Raw genomic sequence first — 20,435 nt, forward strand, 5'->3', positions numbered from 1 at the left:
CAAATATATAGTATATCGGTCTGGATGAATCCCATTTAAACAATGAGGGTTTCTTCGATCCATTGCGATATTTGGACGAGAGGAGCAATGAATGCACACCGCCTACACCGGGAACAGCCACTACTGTTACAGCAACAGCCTTCACATGTGTCTGGAGCACGCCGGCATGGCCGATCTGCCGGAACCCGGCCTGCTGGAATGCATGACAGGCATGCCGTTCGGCGCGCTGTTCCTGCAGTTTGAAACTCCCCTGTTCTTCCCAAGCCACGCCGACCTGAATCCAAACAGCGGGATGTCCCGTGCGCTCAGCATTCTGGGTTGGACGTGTACACAGTGGGAGGGCGACAACGTTGAATCGGCGCTTGAAGCACTAGAGGCTAACCTGAAGAACGGTCCGGTACTGCTTGGTCCCCTGGACCTGGGTTTCCTGCCCTATGACCCGAATCACCGGCTGAAACGTGGCGGAGATCATTTCATTGTAGCCCTGAAGCTCGAAGGTGGCCGCGTGCAGGTGCATGACCCGCAATTCTATCCATTCGCGGTACTGCCGGTCGATGACCTAATGCGTGCGTGGAATGCCACTGACCTCGGCTACGCAACAAGTGCATACACCCTGCGCGGCGATTTCCGGGAAGATCGCCCGGTTTCGACCGAAGACATGCTGAAGGCTACGCTGGAAAACGCACGAGAACTGATTCACGCCGCCCCCTCCGGCCCGGTCTTTTTTGGAGGTTCGCAGGCGTTCCGGATGGCCGCCGAGGTGATTCGTGGTGGCCCTCCGAAGGCCTTCGCGGGGTTGCTGGTTCACTTCGTCCTGCCGATCGGCGCCCGTCGTTGCCTCGATGCGGCCAATCTCATGAAGTCGGCAGACCAGGCTGAAACCGCGGAATGGTTAGTTAAAAAAGCCGAGTCATACGGACTGGCGCAGTACTATGCCACGCAGGAAGACTGGAATCGCGCAAAAGGTCTGTTCGAAGCGTTGGCTGAGATTGAAGACCGCATCGTTGAATGCATATAGGAAACGACATTGGGCGGCGTACACAACTTCCAGGGGAGTTTACCCATGAAGTCGGCTCTGTTGGTTATTGATGCCCAGGTAAATATGTTCGAAACCGGGATGTCCGTTCGAAACGGTCATCAACTACTGGATACAATAAGTCGCGTGACTACCCAGGCGCGTGATGTACAGATTCCCGTCATTTACGTACAACACAACGGAAAACCGGGCGACCCGGATGAGACGGATTCACCAGGATGGCATATACACGAACGGGTTTCCCCGCGGGAGGGAGATATTGTCGTTCAGAAACGAACTCCGGATGCGTTTTACGAAACTCAGTTAGCATCTATTTTGAATGAAAAGGAGATCGGCAGGTTAATAATTACGGGCGTTCAAACCGAGAACTGTATCAGCTCGACATGCCATCATACTCGTATTGCGGGATATTCGATAACGCTAGTCAAGGATGGACACAGTACTTTCGATTCCGATGTACTAACAGCAGAGCAGATTATCGCTCACTATAATGATATCCTCGGTGACTTCGCAGACGTGACACCTGCGGGCCAGGTTCGGTTTTGAAATTACGCCGTGGAGGGTGCAGCAATGAAACGAGTTGACCACAACAAGCTTGTTCGGGACAGGATTCCCGATATCATTGCTGCTGCGGGCGATCGTCCGACGACCCGAGTTCTCGACAGGGCCGAGTATATTCATGAACTCAGACGCAAACTTGTGGAGGAAGTCGGGGAATTCAACTCTTCCAATGACGCCGAGGAGTTAATTGATATCCTGGAGGTGGTATACGCAATTGCGTCTCGAATGGGAATTGATCCGATACAACTCGAGAAAATGAGAAACGCGAAGAAGGAGAAAAGAGGAGGATTTGAAACGAAGGTCTTTCTTATCCATACTGAATCGCGTGAATAATGCAATGCTTGTGAGCGTTCTGCAGATTACACACCCATATAGAGTCGCATCGCCATATGCAGATCAAACACCTTTCCATTACGGCATCGAACCCGGAACGAGCAGCGGGAATCCTGGCGGAATTGACGGATGGATCTGTGTTCCCCTTCACCTCGAAGACCATGGAAGGCGCCTGGGTATGCGCATGGGACCGTCAGTCCGGTGAGATGATCGAATTTATCCCGAACAACTACCTGCTCTGCCCCGGAAAACACGCCGCGGAATTCAGGCCGGCCGAAGAAGTACAGAATTTCAATTCGACCCACTTTCTGCTCGAAACAAAACAAAGCCTCGACCATTTGAAAGCGGTGGCGGAATCGCATGGACTTCACCACCGCTTTCGGCCGAGGCTAGGCGGACCGCTCTACGAAGTCTGGCTGGAAACCCAGATCCTGGTCGAATTCGTATCCGACGAAATCAGGAACCTGGCGTCCTGACGTCAACTTCGCTTCGTAAACTCTACCTCAATCTAACTTCATCTCGACTTCAAAACCGACTTGCTACCCTTCGATCATACCCAGGATCTCCACCAGGCTGTCGGTCGACGGCCGGTCGAAGGGATCCGATCCCACGTACTTGAACCGAAGGATGCCTTCCTTGTCGATGATGAAGGCCGTGGGAATGACTTCCGTTCCCTTGTCGGTCGCTTTCTGGATCTTGAACTTGGTGGGAATGGCCCGATCCGGGTCGGCTAGCACGGGGAAGGAAAGCGCCTCCCTGGTGACTTTCGACTTGGCGACGAAGTCCCTGGTCTGGTCGAGATCTTCGGGATTGATGAAGAGTAGTTCCGTGTCGAGTGCTGCTATGCGATCGTAATCGGATTGCAACTGCCCCAGTTGCCGTAAGCAAAGGGGTCACCAGTAGCCTATCCAGCCGCGGTCGACGACCACAAGCAGGTTCTTGCTGCCCTTGTAATCGGCGAAGTTGACGGTCTCGCCGTTAACGTCCTGCAGGCTGAACTCCGGTGCGGCCTCACTCAGCCTCGGCGCCAGGTTACGGGGTTGCGCGTCGGCAAACTCCGTCACCAGGCCGACCAGGGCCAGGGCGAAGCACCACCGCGCCAGTGTATGAATCATGGTCTTCCTCCTCGTTTCAGATGCAGCGCAATTCACTTGCGTTTTGTTACTTATAATATAACCTACCCCGACACGACTGTTAACTTCAAAATTACCGCCGTCCGCAACGATTTCATGTGCCAGCAACGATTCCAAGGAGCCGCCTCCCCATGAAGCCAGGCATCACGCAACTCTGTCTCGCCCGCCAGGATCTCGAAGCGGATCTCTCGAAGGCCCGGGATCTGGGCTACGAGGCCATCGAACTGGTTTTCTCCGACCAGGGTTCACCGGACATAGACGCCTCTACCTCGGAGATTGCCGCCGTGGGGGAGGCCTGCAGGAATCATGGACTCGAACTGTGTTCCATGATCGCCATCCGCAGTGATGCCGGATCCCTGTTGTCGCCGTCCGCGGAAGAACGGGCGAAGCGGGTTGCCATCCTCGAGCGCGGCTTCGAAATCGCCGAGATCCTGAGTGTAGACGCCCTCCTCCTGCATCCCGGAGCGCTCGATCCGGCGAGTTCCTACGGGACGACCTGGGACAACTTCCGCGACGCCCTGCGTGATCTCGCGCCCGAGGCGGAACGCCGCGGCACACGGATCGGCATCGAGAACGTGTGGAACCAGTTCATGCTGAGTCCCCGGGAAGCCCGCCAGCTCGTCGACGAGGTAGGATCGCCCGCCGTCGGGATCTACCTGGACACAGCCAACATGATCCTCTACGGCTATCCCGACATGTGGATCAAGGAACTGGGCCGACGGATCTTCAAGGTGCACGTGAAGGATTTCCGGCGCGGGGAAGGCGCCTGGGTCCAGCTGATGGACGGCGATACGGACTGGCCGGCGGTCATGGCTGAATTGCGCGGCATCGGGTTCGACGGTGCCCTGGTGAGCGAGGTTGGCGGCGACGACGACACCATGCGGGAAACCGCCGAGCGCATCCGGCGGATCATAGCCCTGTAGGGCAGAAATCCGACCTGTTGGATCCTGCTTTCTGGCAGTTATTATCGGGCGGCCGAGATGGCTTCGGCGTACTTGATGACGCCGTTTACGTAGGAGTCGATGGGGTTGTAGCTGAAGATGGCGTTGCGGCGCGCGGCATCGGCGGTGCCGTACTTGCCCCGTTCGTTGAGGTACTTTGCCACACTCATGATGGCGTCCGGCCACGAATGCAGGTTGATTTCGCCATCCCCGTCTCCATCGGCGGCATGGGGCATGCTGGCCGGCATGAACTGCGGGTACCCGATGGCGCCGGCCCAGGAACCGTGGAGCGAAAGTGGGTCCACGCCGGTGGCTTTGCTATGGCGCAGGAGCGCCACCAGGTTGCCGACGCACCTGCGGCGGATTTTCGCGAAGCGTTCCTGCTGTCTTTCGGCTACCGCGGCCGAGGCGAGCGGATCGGCTTCACCCCCTGCCTTAATCCGTCGCACGGCTGCCTGCTGCGCCTCCTCCAGGTATAACAGCTGCGCGACCAGGACATTGAACACGCGGTATTTGCCCGTGAACTCGCCCAGGCCGGATTCCCACATCAGGATGGACACGATGTCCTTCGGGGCCACCCCGTAGGTCCGCTTTGCCCGGCCCAGCAGGTCTTTCTTCTCCTCGAGGAACGCAACACCCCGCTTCACCCGCTTATCCGTCAGGAATACGCGCGAGAAATCCTCGTGGGCCTTGTTCTGAATCGCGACGCTCCGGGGCGTGGCCACCTTGATCAACTGGTTGTTGTAGACCTCGCGGCTTTCAGGCCGGTCGAACAGAGCCAGGAACTCCGCCTCGGACACGGGCGACCCCCCGCCCTGCCCAGACGCTAGGCGCTTGATCAGATCGGGCAGGTAAGACGCCGCCGGATGGGTCCGGGGCAGGTCGATAATCGTGGATTTGCGCAGTTCCCAGGATTGCGGGGCATCCAGCGCGGCGACCGGGTCCGGTGCGATCAGCAACAGCGAGACCAGACCGGCAAGAAGCACTGACCTTTTCCACGACCTGAACGGGTTTTTCATCTGACGGATCCTCGTGATTGGTTGGCGATGCGCAATTAAAATCCATTGCATATTTACGGCATGCAGCCGGGCCTGTCAAGGTCAGGAAGGGCATTTACGGTCCATCATATTTCAGAACACCAGTTTCTTCAGCTCGTGTTTCTTCGTGAAGTAGACGCCGTCCCCGTACATCGGACCGGGAGTCTGGAAGGCGGTCGGCGCTTCGAGAATCGTGGTCACGACGCCGGCGGCGGAATCGAAACGGTAGAAACAGTCGGTCGTGAATCCGTATATACCGCCATCCGGACCGTTCTGTATTCCTCCGTCCAGGGCTCGCCCGCCCGGTAGGGAAGCCAGGTGCACGAACCGCCGGTCATCGGCATCGAAAACGAAGAGGATGGATCCGGATTCTACGCGAGCCGTCCCGCACAGCAGGGAGCCGTCCATGACGACCAGCGCGTTGACGGCCGTAACCTCGACCGGTAGCCGGCCCTCCCACACCTTTTCCTCCTTCTCGTAGTCCCAGAGGAACAGCGACGCCTGGTCTACCCGCGGCTGCGTGCCGGTGCCGCCATCGATCGTCGTGCCGACGGCCAGCAGGCCATGGGCTTCCAGCCAGGCCAGCGACCAGCAACTTGCGTCCCCGGCGATATCGCGATAGGTACCGAATGCATCCGCGACCGGATCGTACCAGGACAACGGTCCTCCCCACATGCCGTAGTTCGGCACGGAGGCCGTCCACACGCGGCCCAGGGGACCGGCGACCATGGAACGCGGCCGATAGGAAATCTCGTCCATGCGACCTAGGTCGCGGGGGTTGCTGCCCGTGTCTTTCCCGAAATGGTAGGGTCGGGCGGGATCGTAGACGGACAGCACGGCACCCGGGTAGGAGCAGATGTAGAGCTTGCCGTCCATGTTGGCCATGGAATAGGCTTCTCCGGTGGCGGTGGTACATATGCCCAGGTCGTCCATGGCGCCGGTAGACGGATCATGGCGGAAGAAGTGAAGCGGCAGGATGCTCGAGCCATACAGGTTGTCGTCGGGTCCGCGATGCACCAGGAAGATCTCGCTGCCCGAGGATTCATAGGCTACGGGCAGGGTGCGCGTCCCGTCGGATTCCGGCCGGGTAATGGCCATCTTGCGGTACATCTGGATTTCCCGGTCGGCGAAATCCGCCGTGGATCCGTCGGACATCGTCAGCGGCGGCGCCGGATCCGGAAGATCTGCCACGGGCTCGGCTTTGAAACCGTTCAGTCGGTAATCGCCTGTGGTCGACCGAATGTAAAGTTGCCCGTCCCCCGCCCGGTACAGGTTCAGCGATCCCCCGTCCTCCGTGACCACCACGGGCCCCACGGTCTCGCGCCGGCCCGACGCCGGATCGTAGACGACCACATGCGGACGGGTCATCCTGATGTGGCAGGCGATCGTGCCCCCCGCGCCGACGTGGGGATAGCAGTACATGTCGGTCTCGTCCATCCGCCCGTGGCGGGTGAAGGCATCGGCCGCGGGGTTGTAGCTCGTCAGGCCGGCCGACCCGTAGCACCCGATCCAGATCACGCCGTTTTCGTCTTCATCCAGGTTACAGGGGAAGGTATCGCCGGGCAGGTTGATGGCGCCCAGGTCGTCCAGCCGTTCCGTCGCGGGATCGTAACGGTAGAGATGACCGGCGTAGGCGGCCCCGACGTAGATTCGTCCGTCGCGGGTGCGCAGTGCGCCCGTGGGGAAATTGGCGGTGGGATCGGATGAAGTCACCTGGGAGGTCGTGCCCGTGGCCGGATCGATTTTCACGACGGTGAACCCCGCCGCCTGCTGACCCATCACGGCCACCAGGCAGTCCCGGCCGGCCCCGTCCAGCGTGGGGAAGACCCGGACCCAGTTGACGCTGCGGACCGGAATGCCGATGGTGTGGATCGAAGGGATGGCGCTTACCCTTTCCCGGATTCGCGTGCCCGCCGCCGCGCCTCGTCCGCGAAGATGGCCACCGTTTCCTCCAGTGTGCGGTTGCGGTCCACGGTCTCGGGCCGTTCGTGGCCGATGGGACTCTCGGCGATGAGGCGGAAAATGTGTTCGGCGCCTTCGTGAAAACCGGGCGACACCCCGGCCCGGTCGTAGGTCGCCGCGATCTCCTGCATTTCGCCGATCCAGCGGAAGGCCTTGGCCGACAGGCTGTTCACGCCGCCCATAGCCTTGAGCCGCTGCCCCTGGCTTTCGGCGAACTCCGCCAGCAGTTCCTCCCCTAGTCCCATGACTTCGGCGGCGGTGAGCGCCGCGGCATGGAGGGCGGAGGACCCCTTGGTGACCGAGGCATAGCACATCTTGATGCCCGACGCCCGGCCCACTTCGCCGCCCAACGGCCGGACGAGGATGCCGTGGCCGTCCAGTTGCGAAAGTACGGTCTCGTGGGGCCCGGAAGCGTAGAATCGGGTCTTCTCGTCTGCGCCCGGTGGGCCGCCGATGATGCCGGCGTCGATGAAGCGGCCTCCAGCGGCGGTGATAACCCGGTCGATCTGCCGCGCTGAATCCGGGGAGATGGCGTTGCAGTCGGCGTAGGCCGGCGGGGACCCGGCCCGTCTCGAGGACGCGGTCCGTTTCATCGCCTCCGCCACCTGGCCGGCGAGGGCCCGGGCCTGGTCGGGTACCAGGATGGCCAGGATCAGGTCCGCGTCCCGCACTAGTTCGTCCAGGTCCGGCTCGTCCCGGATGCCCGCGGCCGCCGTCAGCGTGCGGGTCCGTTCGCTCCGGCCCGTCAGGCAGGTGCCCACGTCGAAACCGCCCGCCAGGAGGCACCGCCCCACGGAATGGCCCATCTCTCCCGGGCTCAATATGGCAATTTGTTGTACCTGCATGCTGGTCTCCCCGCCTGATCTCAACTGGCCGGACCTCAGCTGGCCGGATCTCAGCTTCGGTTTCTTCTGGCCACCATGCGCCTGATCACCCGGTGGCCTTCATCCACGTCCTCTTCGTGCAGCACGGTAAACTCGCCGGCGGGTAGCCGGCTTGCCGGTTCATCCGCCTTGAAGCACCAGTCCGGGTTCTGCGCGGGCCGGTACCGCAGGTGATCCAAAGTAAAGCCCTGCCAGGCGATAAGTCCGCCATCGGCGACCACGGGCCAGGCATAGTCGAAGACCGCCTCCTCCCAGTACATCACGCAGATCACGAGGGCGAATTTCAGGCCGGCGGGCGGACGCCAGGAAACCAGGTCCGCTTCCACGCAGGTCAGACGAGACCCGATGCCCCGTTCCGCTGCCTCCGTACGCAGACGGTCCAGGGCCACGTTCGATATGTCGACGGCAAGCACCTCGCGGCCGTCCTCCGCCAGGGCGAGGGCCTGGTCCGACAGGCCGCAGGCGAGTTCCAGCACGGGACCGTCCGGAAATCCCAGGGCCGTCGCCCGGTCGTACAGCGGGCAGAAACCCCTGGGCGCCAAGCGCTTCGGCGCCAGGTACCTTGCGTTCCACTTCAGCCGGTCTGGATGGTCTTCGAGTCGTTGCGTGCGGGGCTCCGTGTTTTTCAATTCGATTAGGAGGAATCTTACCGCGCCGGGTATTCCTGGGCCACGACCAGGATGTGGCTGCCCTGTCTGACCGGCTGACGGAATGACTGCGACAGCACGTAGCCGTCCACGCCCGCGCGCACCGGCCAGGGCAGATCGTCCACGCGGTAGAAATCGTGCAGGTTTCCCACGATCTGCCCCGCCGCCACCGGCGCGCCGCAGGCCATGAGCGGTTCGTAGTGACCCGGGAAAGGTGCGGGCACGTAACAGGCCCGGTCGATGATGGCCGTCAGTATCTGGGTGCCGTCGGCGTGATGGGCGATGGGTTGAATGTCACCGGCAAGCTGGCCGTGGTGGATGGCGGCGGCCCGTATGCCGTGCCGCGCGTACCGTACGCCGTTCGGATTGACCGACTCTCCCCAGCCCAGTTCGGTACCGATGGTGATCTTTCCCAGCCGCTCGGCTTCGCTGACCATCAGTCCGGGAGTTTCGTTCTGGTAGACCATCACGAAGGGCGTGCCGAACCAGCGTGCCGTATCTTCGATGACGGCGGCCTGTTCCAGGTCATCCACCTCGTGATAACTGGAACACTGGGCGAAATCGAGCTCGGCGCCACCGGAATGGATGTCCGTGACGACGTGCACGCGGGGCCAGAGATGTTCCCGCACGAACTGGGCGATCCGATGGGTGATGCCCGCGAGGGCCGGCGAGGTGCCGGCGCCGTCCACGAAGGCCCGGTTCAGGTTGACTCCGTCGTCGGCGTCGCTCGCCCGTCGGCCCGCGTGAAAGGCCGCGGGATTGAGCACGGGAATGAAGATCAGCCGCCCCTTGACGGCTGCCAGCTCGATCTCCTGAAGCAGTCCCTTGACCGCCACCGGTCCTTCGTATTCGTTGCCGTGGTTGGAACCTGTGGCGAGAAGACCTTCGCCTTCGCGCACGTCGGGTCCGACCATGACCGTCAGGGGGATGAGATGGTCCGCCCAGAGGGAATCGTGTTCGAGGGCGACCCAGTAGTCCCTGCGCCCGGGCGAATCGAGATCGAGTTTGTCGGGCCGGACGACTTCACGAGGCATGAGGGTCTCTAATGGAATGTGTTCGCTTAAATGAAGTGCACTTAACGGCCTTTGAACCACGTATTCAAAGGCTTAGCTCACCGGTACTGACGACCCACCCATGAAGTTTAACCATCATTCAGGAAAAGGTTGGTAAGTCGCATACGGGTACAGTGACGAACTTGCTGCTTTTCTGACCCTCGTCGGGCTATTGTAGACCGGCGGTATCAATTCATGAAGTGCGTCAACCCGGATTGCGTAACTGGCATTCGCTGTATTGAGCCTTATGGTATCACCCGCTGCGTCAACAAATTCACGACCCACATGACTTGCATGGTTAATTCCTATGATGAATCCCAGATGATCAAAAACCGGACTGCCGGAAGTTCCGCCTGTTGTAGTTAAGTTATACTGAAGCATGCGGCGGTTTTGTACTCCAGTGTTCAACGACAGGAACCTACTCAACGTACCAGGCTTGAAGGTAGGAGAGACAACTTGCTCCGGCCCTGTTACATCCGTCAACTCACCAGGGAAACCCAAGGTTCCCACGGGTTGCCCCTCCCTCAGACTGTCGGCAAATCTCTCAGGTAGTAGGGAGGGCAGAAGTTCGTGCCTGAAAGGCTCGTCTTGGAAAATAAAGGCGGCTACATCCTCGCTGTTCGTCGTCCCGTCATAGTCTGGATGGACGATAAAGCGGACGTCATCTAAGACCATTTGTGATGGCCTCGACCGATCAGCCCACGCCGTACCTGACCTTCGAACTAAGGCGACTTCAAAATCGAATGCCTTTACGCCCGGCCTTTCAAACAAAGCATAAACTACGTGAGCATTCGTCCATAAAACGTTAGAAAAGCCTGCAGCGAATCCAGTCCCAATAAACCTGACATAGCGAGTACCTTGTGGAACGTAATATATGGCGTAGATGTTATCATAGAGATTCCCGCTGTCTATTACGTCCGCCCAGTTGAGACCGGTCGTTGACGGATTATAAACTCCAGTAGAACCACCGGTTCCCGGCGTCTGGGCAGTTCCTGTAATATCATTAGTCAGGGCTGGTCCAGCGGTACCATCGGTACCTGATTGCCCTAGTGCAATGTTAGGTATCGTATCTGTTTGTTGTTGGGGTCCCGTCGGACCGTCGTTTGAGCCACTACAAGCAGTAATGACAAGAAGTATCAGGGCTAATCCACATATACGCATAGAAACAACCTCCGCTATGAATATGCGTGAGATATGATATTTGACCGTTGCGCAATATTTTACGATCACTCATATCTGTCAAGCCCTGTATTCTCTTAGAATCTAACTGGACTAAAGAAACCAATATCATCTTCACACCGAGACGCCGAGGAGTCCGCGCGTTATCTGGAAATCCGTGTTGCCGACGACCGCAGCCCGCGGCGCATGCCGCCGGGCGGCCGTATGCCGGATCAGGTCCAGCACGCCCTGGCGGCGATCCACCGGTTCCCCGGTCAGGATGTGATCCACGTCTTCACGGAAGGGACCGGGCAAGTCGTCCGCGGCGACCTGCAGCACCGGGATCATGGGATGGCCGGGCAGGGGGTGGCCGTCGACGCCGGCGACGACCAGCTCCACGCCGGCCGCGCCCAGACCGGTCAGGCTCTCCACCCAGTGGGCCGTCTGCGTCTCCATTACGTGCAGTCCGGGTACCGAAGCGGGCTCGCCATAGGACAATGTCGGGGATATGGTTCCATCCTCCTGGCGCCGCAGGAAAGCCGGATATCCGAGCAGCGCGTCGTTGTCCGGCACGACGACGGTTCCACCCGCGTCTACGACGTCGAAGATCAACTGCGACAGTGCTTCGGAAACGTCATCGGAAACCGGACCGGCCGTGGTAGCCGGGCACGCAGAGGTGGCCGGACCGGCTGAGGTAGTGTGACCAGCCGTGGCCACCCCCAACCTGAGGGTAGACAGGCCGGCTTCGACGGCGACCGGCCCCTCACAATCGTCCAGGGTCCCGTTAAACCATTGCTCTATGCGATCGATGACCTTCTCGATGCCGCCGTCAAGCTGCACGCTGGCCCAGCCGAAACTCGCGGGATCCAGGCCGCGGTCGACCAGTTGCTGGCGGTAGAAATCATTGTGCGTGCGTTCGCATCCGTGTTCCAGGAGCAGGGCGGCCGCCGTCATCGGGTGGGTCAGGTAACCGGTCATGGTGCGGATGTACATTTCCTCCGAGACGCCGCCCGAGACACCGCATCCCTCGGTGTGTACCAGGGCGACGAAACGAGATATGCCGGCGCCGCGGCCCACGCCTTTTTCGCTCAACCGTTCCGCAGCCATGCGGGCGATCTGGCCGGAGCACAGGCTGGTGGGAAGAATAAGACCGATGCGGTCGGTGGCGCGCGACCCGTTCGATTCGAACACGGGCAGCCTGAAGGTCGGCGGGGGCGTCGAACCCCCGTTCGACCGGACCTCCAGCGGCCTGCCCGCCGGCGGGGGACGTTCGTGCAGGTCCTGCAGCCGGCTTCCGTCGGTCTGCCGCCAGTCGCGCCAGATCTGGGTTTGGCTGTGGCCCGCCCGCTCGCCGCGGGTCATCTCACCCGACGCCGCGCGCAGCGTCAGATCGAGTGTCTGCCCGCCAAGTTCCTCCATGGACACGCCGTCCAGGTAGGCCCCGGCGTTCACGTCCATTTCCCCAGAGAGCATCTCGTACCGCTTCGTGGTCGTTACGAACTTGATCGTCGGCACGAAGGGGAAGTTGGTAATGGATCCGTTCCCGGTGATGAAGAAGATAAGATTGCCGCCGGACGCCACCTGGCCCGCGATGGCTTCCAGGTCGTTGCCCGGACTGTCCATGAAGTAGTACCCCGGTTCCTTCATCGGGACCGCGTAGTCAATGGCGTAGTCGAGGCGTACGTCCGGGTGTCGCTTACGGGCCGCGCCGATGGACTTGAGCACGATATTGTAGATCCCCCGGAGCTTGTTGCCACCGGACGGATTGGCGTCCACCGACTGGCCGTGCCACGCCGTGCGTTCCTGGAACCGCTCGATCATATGGAGGAAGGTGCGGGCCGTCTCGATGTCCCGCACGTTGTCCAGCACGTAGGGCTCGCCGCCGATGAGCTCGTCCGTCTCCGCGAGATTGGCCTTCCCGCCGAAGCGGATGATCTCCCGGGCCACGAGCGCGGCCAGGGGATTGCCCGATATGCCCGAAAAGGAGTCTGAACCGCCGCATTGAAGCACGATGTTGAGATGAGAAGCGGATACCGGTTTCCGCGAAACGCGGTTGACCGGCTCGAACCAACCGGTGACGATCCCCGTGCAGCGCTCCAGGTCTTCTTCGAACGCGCCCTTGAGCGTTTCGAACCGGTGCGGCACGTCGTTCAGTGGATAGCGATTGAGCCGCATGTAGTTTTCCAGCATCCGGTCCGAGACGAACTCGGTGCCGCGGTCCACCGCAAGCACCGCCCCGACATTGGCATGGACCATGAAACCCGCCAGCGTCCGCAGCACCAGTTCCCGGTTGTTGGGATCCACGCCCGAGCCGCCCTCGGTATGGGCTACCGCCACCACACCGTCGATGTTCGGGTACCGATTCACCTGGTCCTTCAGCAGCGATTCCAGTCGCCGAACGAAACCCGCCGTCTGCGACGTAATGCCCAGCAAAATGATATAGTTTCGGGTCCCGACACCTCGCGCCGGACCGCGGTCAAATCCCTCGAAAGTCGGCGGATTATCGATAAGCGGAGTCTGTTCACCGGGCGTGAAGGAGGACTCCTTCAGTTCGTAGGGCACAACGCGGTCTTCGAAGTTGGGCTGGTCCGGGAGGGCGAAATCGACTTTTCGGACGCGGAGCGCGTCGAGGATGTCGGCGTTGCAGATATAGTCGCCGGGTGCGATATCCCGGGTCGCCCGGCCGAAGGGCAGGCCCCAGGACAGGACGGACTCCCCGGCGCGTATGGGCTGGACGGCGAAGCGGTGCCCTTCCAGCAGGGTATGGGCGAGGGAAAAGGACGCGCCGGCGTCGTCTCTCACGTCCGTTCCTGCTTCCAGCCGTCGGGAGACGATGGCCACGTTGTCGCCAGGTTCGGCCAGGCGCGCGATGTCTTTCAACCGGCAGACGGGCACGATGCCAGGTTCCTTGTCGAATAGAAAACGTACGAGGGATTCGGCTCACTACACGGACTGCCAAGGTAACATCCGTCGCGATTCCGTGTCAAAGGTAATTCGGTGGTTGCGGGGCGACTCGCCGGTACGGTTGACGGCGATGAAGTTCGATGTACATTGTCTTCCGGGTCTGGTCCATCTGGCTCGGCCAGGCCTGGCCTGGTCGGGTCTGGTCCTCAGCGCAACCAGACACCATGCAAGCCCGCAATGCTCACAACGGCCGGAAACCGTGCCGGAACATCCGCCAGCCGGAGGTTCAAGAATGCTTGTCGGATATGTCAGTGACGAACGCTACGTCGCTATTCCCGAAGTCCTGTTGGAGTTCGAAGCCGGCGGAGCGTCCATCGAGGCGCGCTCGCGGGCCACGGGGGCGGTCTACGCGGACGTAATGCCAGGCCGGGAGTACAGGGTCACGCTGGCTGGCAGGGATTTCGGATACAAGAGCGTGTACATGACCCCGTGCGAGGACGAGCCGTACCATTTCCGGTTGCTGCGGGACGGCCTGCTGGGGTACATGTGGCCCAAGTGGGTCCGGTCCGGGGAGAAATCGGAGTTCCGCGTGCACGCGGTGGAGGCTTACCAACTCGAACTGTACCGCTATGGGTGGAAGAAGGAATTCGTCCGGAACATCGGCTGGTATGACGAGCACGGCCCCCGCGCCACCATGCAGATCACGCCCGACGGCGACTATACCCGGACCGGCGTGAAGTGGAATACCCAGGGCTATACGAATCCCGCACACAAACAGTACATCGAGGCGCCGGAACGGTCCGGCCTGTACTATCTCCACGCTTCAACGGAGACCGGCGGTTTCTTTTCCTTTCCCTGGATCGTCGCCCCGGCCACGCCGACGGCCGACGTCGCCGTACTGGCCGCTAACATAAATTGGAATGCCTACAACAACTTCGGGGGGCGCAGCAACTACATCCACACCGACGAATTTCCGCCAACTCCCACAGTCAACGCCAGGTACGACCTGAAGCGGTACACAGATTCGGAGCACCGGATGTACAGCGCCGACGACTACGCGCCGCTCTCCTTCGACCGGCCCGAGCCCATCAACCACGTCCCCGAAGACGTCGAAGCCACCGACATGATCCGGGGCCGCGCGGCCTGCCACGTGGCGCCCGCCGAGTGGCGGTTCCTGGCGTGGATGGAGCGAGAGGGATTCGGCTACGACCTCTACGCCGAGACGCAGTTCCACGACGGCACGCTGCCCTTGGACCGGTACCGGGTGCTCATCACTACCACCCATCCGGAATACTGGTCGCGGGACATGTACTACCGGCTCAAGGACTGGGTGTTCGAATCCGGCGGACGGCTCATGTACCTGGGCGGCAACGGCTTGAACTGCGAGGTCGAGTTCGTCGACGAGTACACGATGAAGGTCAGGAACGGCAACATCGATTCGCTCGACCGGCCCTGGGAGGGCATCGAAAGCCGCTTCAACATCTACAACGAATCCGAGGCGAACCTCCTCGGCGTGGCCTTCACCCGCACGGGGATCATGACCAGCGCGCCCTACCGCGTGATCGACGCGGACCACTGGGTCTTTGAAGGCACCGGCGTCGCGGAAGGCGAAATCTTCGGCGAAGCAAGCCTGCACGAACGGGTGCCCGGCGGGGCATCGGGACACGAAACCGACAAGATCACGCCCAATTCACCGGCCAACACCCAACTGATCGCCAAGGGATCCAACGTGGACGACGGCGGCGCCGAGATGGTCGTCCATGAGACGGACAGCGGCGGGATGGTGTTCTCGGCGGGATCGATCACCTACCCGTCATCGATCCTCGTGGACGACGTGGTTTCCAGAGTCACGTCCAACGTGCTGAAGCGGTTTCTGAGGGACTGATCACAACTTCCGCTGGTACACCCCGGTCACACGGTGGTTCGTGCCCTTCTCGAGGATCAGGTCCGCCCGTTCGCGCGTCGGAATGATGTTCTCCCGCAGGTTCACGAGGTTGATGTCCCGCCAGATCCCCCGAGCTGTTTCCACGGCCTCTTCCGTGCTCAACCCCGCATAGTGATGGAAGTAGGACTCCGGATTCTGGAAGGCGGTGTCCCGCAGCCTGAGGAAGCGATCGACGTACCACTGCTCCAGGTCGTGTTCCTCCGCCTCCACATAGATCGAGAAATCGATGAAATCGGAGACGAAGACGCGGGGAGACGCGTCGCCGGTCAGGTGATGGCCGGTTTGCAGGATGTTCAGCCCCTCGAGTATGATGATGTCCGGCTGGGTGATCGTCTTTTCGACGCCCGGCACGATATCGTAGATCAGGTGTCGGTACACCGGAACGGTAACTGATTCGCGGCCCGACTTCACGTCCGCCATCGTCCGCACCAAACGCCGGAGATCATAGCTTTCCGGAAAACCCTTCCGCTGCATGAGCCCCCTTTCCTCCAGGACCCGGTTGGGGAACAGGAACCCGTCCGTCGTGACCAGGTCCACCCGGGGATGGTTCGGCCAGCGGCTCAGCAGGGCCTGCAGGATACGGGCCGTCGTGCTCTTGCCCACCGCCACGCTGCCGCCGATGCCGATGACGTAGGGCACCTTGGCAGCCGGCTTGCCGAGGAAAGTATCCATAACCCGGTAGAGGTGCTGGGCTGCGCCCACGTGCAGGTTGAGGAACCGGGACATGGGCAGGTACACCTCGGCGACCTCGTCGAGGGAGACCATCTCGTTGATGCCGTGCAGTTCCTTCAGGTCTTCCTCGGACAGCGTCAACGGCGTCGCGGCGCGAAGCTGCGACCACTCCTCGCGGGACATGTGGTTGAAGGGAGAAAGGGATGATGATGGGGACATGGTTTTGGTTCCGCTTACGGGTTTTGTTGGCCACCTGGTCGGACCGGCGCGCTCAGACCGCGTTCATGATCCGTCTATTACGGCCCGGTCGATCGTTTGCTGTTCGAGCAGTTCGGGAACGGGTTCCGCGCCAGCCCCAGGCGTATCGCTTAAAACCATCTGCGACGGACCCGACAGTTCCAGCGGCGGCGCGCTCAGGTCCCTTTCGTAGAATCGCGTACTCGGGAAGACATCCGACGGGTACATCATATTGGGCAGCGTCGCCAGCGCCATGCAGAACGACGCGCCGAGGGCCGATTCCAGCATGCCGCCCGTCCAGCAGGGGATCCCTTCCTCCTCGCAGACCCGGTTCGTTTCCAGCGCCAGGGTCAACCCGCCGACCCTTGCGGGCTTGATGTTGATCCAGCGGGCCGCGCCGATACGGATCGCCTTGCGGGCCTTCGCGGGGGACGTAATGCTCTCATCCAGGCAGACCGGCGTCTCTATCTGACGCTGCAGTTCGGCATGGTCGACCAGGTCGTCCCGCATCAGGGGTTGCTCGATCATGGCCAGGTTGTACCGGTCCAGTTTTCTGAACATTGGCAGGTCGTCCAGCGTGTAACCGCTGTTGCAGTCGATATGGAAGACCGGGTCCGGAAAGGCCGAACGGACCGCGGCGATCATGTCGAGGTCCCATCCCCGGCTGTACTTCAGCTTGATCCGCTTGAATCCCGCCTTCACGGCCTGCTCGATGTTGCCCAGCAGCATGTCGATGCTGTCCTGCACACCGAAGTCGGCCCCGACGTCAATGACCGGCCCCTTGCCGCCGATCGTTTGCCAGAGCGGCTTGCCCTCCAGCCGGGCGTGCAGGTTCCACCAGGCCGCATCCAGGCCGCCCTTGGCGAAGAAGTTGCCGGCGACCCAGTCGCATGCCTCGTGAAGATCCCGGCCACTGTCGATCCGCTTGCCGACCAGCAGCGGTGCGAGGACGTCCCGGGTCACCGCGAAGACGCCGGCCGTGTATTCTGGGCTGTAGGTCGGCTTCGCGAGCGGGGTCGTCTCTCCCCAGCCCACGGCATCTCCTGCGTGCATCTTTACGAGGACGCTTTCGATGACGTCGTCGCTGCCGTAGGCCGTGCGCCACGGGTAGATCAGGGGCATGGCGACGTGATAGAGCTCGACCGCGTCGATGACGGGCATGGCGCCCTACCCCTTCAGATCGGAGAGAAGCCGTCCGGTGACCGCTTCCGCGAATGCCGGATCGTTGATGTTGCAGTCCAATTCCGTCACCGACACATCGGCGGATACGTTGGTCTTGATGGCGTTGTACAACGCCTGATCGGCCTCGGGCCACCAGAACTCGTTCCCCGGGCTGTCGAGGATGGACACGCCCTTCAGGGGCAGAAAGATGGACACCGGCCCGCTCGAAGCGTTGGCCTTCTCCGCAATGATCTGACCGAGGCGGGCGTTCTCCTCAACGTTGGTCCGCATCAGCGTGATGTTCGGATTCCACTTGTGCAGCCTGCGGTCGCGGTATTGCTCCGGCACCGTGTCCGGCGCCCAGAAGTTCACCATGTCCAGGCAGCCCGGCACGATCACCTGGGGGATGCCCGCCCTGCCGGCCGCGTCCATGCGTTCGGGGCCAGCGGTCAGCACGCCACCGGCCAGTTCGTCGGCCCATTCCGTGGTGGTGATGTCGAGCACGCCCTCGATCAGGCCCTCGTCGATCAGGCCCTCCATGGTCCGTCCACCGGCACCGGTGCAGTGGAAGACGAGTACCTCATAGCCCGCTTCCTCCATGATGGCCCGGGCCTGGTCCACGGCCTCGGTGGTGTTGCCGAACATGCTGGCGGTTATGAGCGGCTTGTCTTCCGCCGCTTCCTGCACCTCGGTTTCCACCATGCCGGAGATCGCGCCCGCGGCATTGGCGAAGATCCTGCGGCTGATGCGGTTGATGCCGGCCACGTCCACGACGGAGGGGATCATCGACACGTCCTTGATCCCCACGTAATTGGTCGTGTCGCCCGCGGCCACCGTGGACACCATCACCTTGGGCACGCCCACGGGCAACGCCCGCATGGCGCTCGTCCCCACCGCGGTGCCGGCCGATCCGCCCATGCTGATGATCCCGTCGAACACGCCGGCTTCATACAGGCCCTGCACGATCTCCGCGACACCGGCCGCCATGGCATCGATGGCCTCGCCGCGGTCGCCTCGCTTCTTCAAGGCGTCGATCGTCGTACCGGCGGCTTCGGCAACCTGTTCCCGGGACACGTCCGCTTCGACGGATGAGTCGCCAATGACGCCCGTATCGATGATCAGCGTTCCGTGTCCTCGTCGTTCGATCTCGCTTTTAACGAAGGCGAATTCATCGCCCTTGGTATCCAGTGCGCCTACGATGGCAATGGTTTTTGGCATGATGATCCCTTTTACGACTGCGCATTTTATTATACTTTCGATTGTATCTGGCGATGCTGTTCGAATCCTCAAGTTACCCACACCTAAATGCATTGTACACAGGTTTATACCGGAGGATATCGAGCGATGCGCAGTGGCAAGTCCCTGCCGTGGGGGATATCTTGACGACCCATACCGATTGCGGTATACTCCACCGGATGCTTCGACGAGTCCCTCCCTGCCCATCCTGCGGAGGACAACTGCGCCACGTCCGGGGCGCCCGGTTTAGCTGCACGTCCTGCCGGGAAGATTACGGCCTGTTCCGAAAACGCGCTCCGTACACGGGCTTGCATTGCGTCCGGCTTCAGTCGCCCGCCCAGGTCAAACAGGCCGAGGAGGAGCAGTCGCCGGCCCAGGTCAAACAGGCCGAGGAGGAGCCGTAGCGGGAACCGGGCCTAACCGTTACCCGCGTTCAGAATGAACCTGCTCAAGAAGGCCTGGGGATGGCTCCGGTGGCTTGTCGCGTTGGGCATCCTCGCCTACCTGATCTATCTCTACCGCGAACAGTACGTCGACTTCATCCGCCGCGAAATCGACTTCACCTTCCTGGGCATCGGCGTCGTGCTGGCCACGACGGCGACCGTACTGGCCTTCTTCCGCTGGTACCTTCTCGCCCGGGGCCAGAAACTGGTGCTGGGATTCCGCGAGGCCGTCCGCCTGGGATTCGTCAGCAACCTGTTCAACTACCTCGCGCCCGGGACCGCGGGCGGCGACATCGTCCGTGCCGTGGGCATCGCGCGGCGCCAGAAGTCGAGGCGGACCGTCGCCGCGGCCACAGTGCTGCTCGACCGGTTGATCGGCATGCTGGCGCTGCTGATCGTCGGATCGGCGGCCGCGCTGCTGAACCAGGACCTCTGGCATCACCGGGAGATCATGGTCGCCGTCCTGGTCTTCTGGGGCGGCGCCCTGGCCGGACTGATCTGCGTGGCGGTTTCCCTCCGTTTTCGCCTGCTGAACTGGACCTTCTTCCAGCGGCTAACCCGTCTTAAGTTCGTCGGACCGTTCTTCGCCGAACTGGCGGGCAGCCTGGAACTCTATCAGACGCGGCGCAGCGCGCTCACCGAAGCTTTGCTCATCGGCCTGGCCGGCCAGTTCTTCATGCTGTCGGCCTTCTATTGCTGCGCGATGGCGCTCCTGCCCGGTGCGGCCGCGCCGGACTACTGGGCCCACCTCATGCTGATCCCCGCGGCCGAGATCATCGGCACCTTCGCGCCGGTACCGGGAGGCGTCGGCGCGCTGGAAGGCGCGGTCATCTATATCTACCACCTCGTCAGCACGACCGCCGACGGATCGGTCCCGGGTACGGTCGCCCAGGCCACGGGACTGGCCGCCGCTCTGACGTACCGGATCGTGCGGGTCACTGTCGCCGCCGCAGGCGCGCTGTACTACATGGTTACGGATAGAAACTGGAAGGAAAGACTGGGGCTGGAAGAGGCCTGACCGGAGGAACTCTGGCGGGAATGGGCCCTGGCGGGAATGGGCCCGGCCGGACCAGACCTGACCGTACGGGCACGG

Annotated in this window: 18 protein-coding genes; 7 read left to right on the forward strand and 11 right to left on the reverse strand. The window is 61.6% G+C overall.

The annotated features are described in order from the left end of the window. Positions 1-91 precede the first annotated feature (91 nt). From F4Z81_02220 to F4Z81_02235, 4 genes are read left to right on the forward strand one after another with little or no spacing between them, the layout of a single operon-like run. Positions 92-1,018, forward strand: coding sequence for a hypothetical protein (locus tag F4Z81_02220; protein MXW03863.1), 927 nt, complete (start codon positions 92-94; stop codon positions 1,016-1,018). Between the two features lie 45 nt (positions 1,019-1,063). Next, positions 1,064-1,582 (forward strand): cysteine hydrolase, encoded by a 519-nt coding sequence (locus F4Z81_02225; protein MXW03864.1) that lies wholly within the window; start codon positions 1,064-1,066, stop codon positions 1,580-1,582. A 24-nt stretch (positions 1,583-1,606) separates the two neighbouring features. Next, positions 1,607-1,930: a nucleoside triphosphate pyrophosphohydrolase gene (locus F4Z81_02230; protein ID MXW03865.1), complete on the forward strand. Its 324-nt coding sequence runs from the start codon at positions 1,607-1,609 to the stop codon at positions 1,928-1,930. 56 nt (positions 1,931-1,986) lie between these two features. Beyond that, positions 1,987-2,406, forward strand: a complete 420-nt coding sequence (locus F4Z81_02235; protein MXW03866.1) for a hypothetical protein — start codon at positions 1,987-1,989, stop codon at positions 2,404-2,406. A 63-nt stretch (positions 2,407-2,469) separates the two neighbouring features. Here the strand turns inward: F4Z81_02235 and F4Z81_02240 are convergent, their stop codons facing one another. Together F4Z81_02240 and F4Z81_02245 are read right to left on the reverse strand one after the other, a co-directional pair. Next, positions 2,470-2,805, reverse strand: coding sequence for a peroxiredoxin family protein (locus F4Z81_02240; protein ID MXW03867.1), 336 nt, complete (start codon positions 2,803-2,805; stop codon positions 2,470-2,472). Positions 2,806-2,823: 18 nt separating this feature from the next. After that, positions 2,824-3,045, reverse strand: a complete 222-nt coding sequence (locus tag F4Z81_02245; GenBank protein MXW03868.1) for a redoxin domain-containing protein — start codon at positions 3,043-3,045, stop codon at positions 2,824-2,826. 149 nt (positions 3,046-3,194) lie between these two features. Here F4Z81_02245 and F4Z81_02250 point away from each other — a divergent pair, with 149 nt between their 5' ends. Beyond that, positions 3,195-3,986, forward strand: a complete 792-nt coding sequence (locus F4Z81_02250) for a sugar phosphate isomerase/epimerase (GenBank protein MXW03869.1) — start codon at positions 3,195-3,197, stop codon at positions 3,984-3,986. 41 nt (positions 3,987-4,027) lie between these two features. Here F4Z81_02250 and F4Z81_02255 read toward each other — a convergent pair whose 3' ends face one another. From F4Z81_02255 to F4Z81_02280, 6 genes are all read right to left on the reverse strand, one after another. Further along, on the reverse strand, positions 4,028-5,074 hold the full coding sequence (locus F4Z81_02255; GenBank protein MXW03870.1) for a hypothetical protein: 1,047 nt from the start codon (positions 5,072-5,074) through the stop codon (positions 4,028-4,030). 60 nt (positions 5,075-5,134) lie between these two features. Beyond that, positions 5,135-6,829 carry a hypothetical protein gene (locus F4Z81_02260; protein ID MXW03871.1) on the reverse strand — a complete coding sequence of 565 codons (1,695 nt, stop codon included), beginning with the start codon at positions 6,827-6,829 and terminating at the stop codon, positions 5,135-5,137. A 98-nt stretch (positions 6,830-6,927) separates the two neighbouring features. Continuing rightward, complete coding sequence (locus F4Z81_02265) at positions 6,928-7,848, reverse strand: NAD(P)-dependent oxidoreductase (GenBank protein MXW03872.1); 921 nt, start codon at positions 7,846-7,848, stop codon at positions 6,928-6,930. A 50-nt stretch (positions 7,849-7,898) separates the two neighbouring features. Continuing rightward, positions 7,899-8,765 (reverse strand): class I SAM-dependent methyltransferase, encoded by an 867-nt coding sequence (locus tag F4Z81_02270; GenBank protein ID MXW03873.1) that lies wholly within the window; start codon positions 8,763-8,765, stop codon positions 7,899-7,901. 917 nt (positions 8,766-9,682) lie between these two features. Then, positions 9,683-10,816, reverse strand: coding sequence for a trypsin-like peptidase domain-containing protein (locus F4Z81_02275; protein MXW03874.1), 1,134 nt, complete (start codon positions 10,814-10,816; stop codon positions 9,683-9,685). Positions 10,817-10,879: 63 nt separating this feature from the next. Further along, positions 10,880-13,642, reverse strand: a complete 2,763-nt coding sequence (locus tag F4Z81_02280) for an altronate dehydratase (GenBank protein MXW03875.1) — start codon at positions 13,640-13,642, stop codon at positions 10,880-10,882. Between the two features lie 298 nt (positions 13,643-13,940). On the opposite strand from F4Z81_02280, the gene F4Z81_02285 reads away from it, so the two are divergent. Further along, positions 13,941-15,533, forward strand: a complete 1,593-nt coding sequence (locus F4Z81_02285; GenBank protein MXW03876.1) for a carboxypeptidase regulatory-like domain-containing protein — start codon at positions 13,941-13,943, stop codon at positions 15,531-15,533. Here F4Z81_02285 and F4Z81_02290 read toward each other — a convergent pair whose 3' ends face one another. The 3 genes from F4Z81_02290 to F4Z81_02300 form a co-directional block, all read right to left on the reverse strand. Then, positions 15,534-16,484 (reverse strand): type I pantothenate kinase, encoded by a 951-nt coding sequence (locus F4Z81_02290; GenBank protein ID MXW03877.1) that lies wholly within the window; start codon positions 16,482-16,484, stop codon positions 15,534-15,536. It lies immediately after the preceding gene. 63 nt (positions 16,485-16,547) lie between these two features. Continuing rightward, the gene (gene menC, locus F4Z81_02295; GenBank protein MXW03878.1) at positions 16,548-17,663 is read right to left on the reverse strand and encodes an o-succinylbenzoate synthase; all 1,116 of its coding nucleotides are present in this window, start codon (positions 17,661-17,663) and stop codon (positions 16,548-16,550) included. Positions 17,664-17,669: 6 nt separating this feature from the next. Then, positions 17,670-18,881 carry a UPF0261 family protein gene (locus tag F4Z81_02300; GenBank protein ID MXW03879.1) on the reverse strand — a complete coding sequence of 404 codons (1,212 nt, stop codon included), beginning with the start codon at positions 18,879-18,881 and terminating at the stop codon, positions 17,670-17,672. A gap of 456 nt (positions 18,882-19,337) precedes the next feature. Between F4Z81_02300 and F4Z81_02305 the strand changes: the two genes are divergently transcribed. Then, positions 19,338-20,360, forward strand: coding sequence for a flippase-like domain-containing protein (locus F4Z81_02305; protein ID MXW03880.1), 1,023 nt, complete (start codon positions 19,338-19,340; stop codon positions 20,358-20,360). The last annotated feature ends 75 nt before the right edge of the window (positions 20,361-20,435 follow it).

The sequence above is a fragment of the Gemmatimonadota bacterium genome (assembly GCA_009835325.1).
Taxonomy (GTDB): domain Bacteria; phylum JAAXHH01; class JAAXHH01; order JAAXHH01; family JAAXHH01; genus JAAXHH01.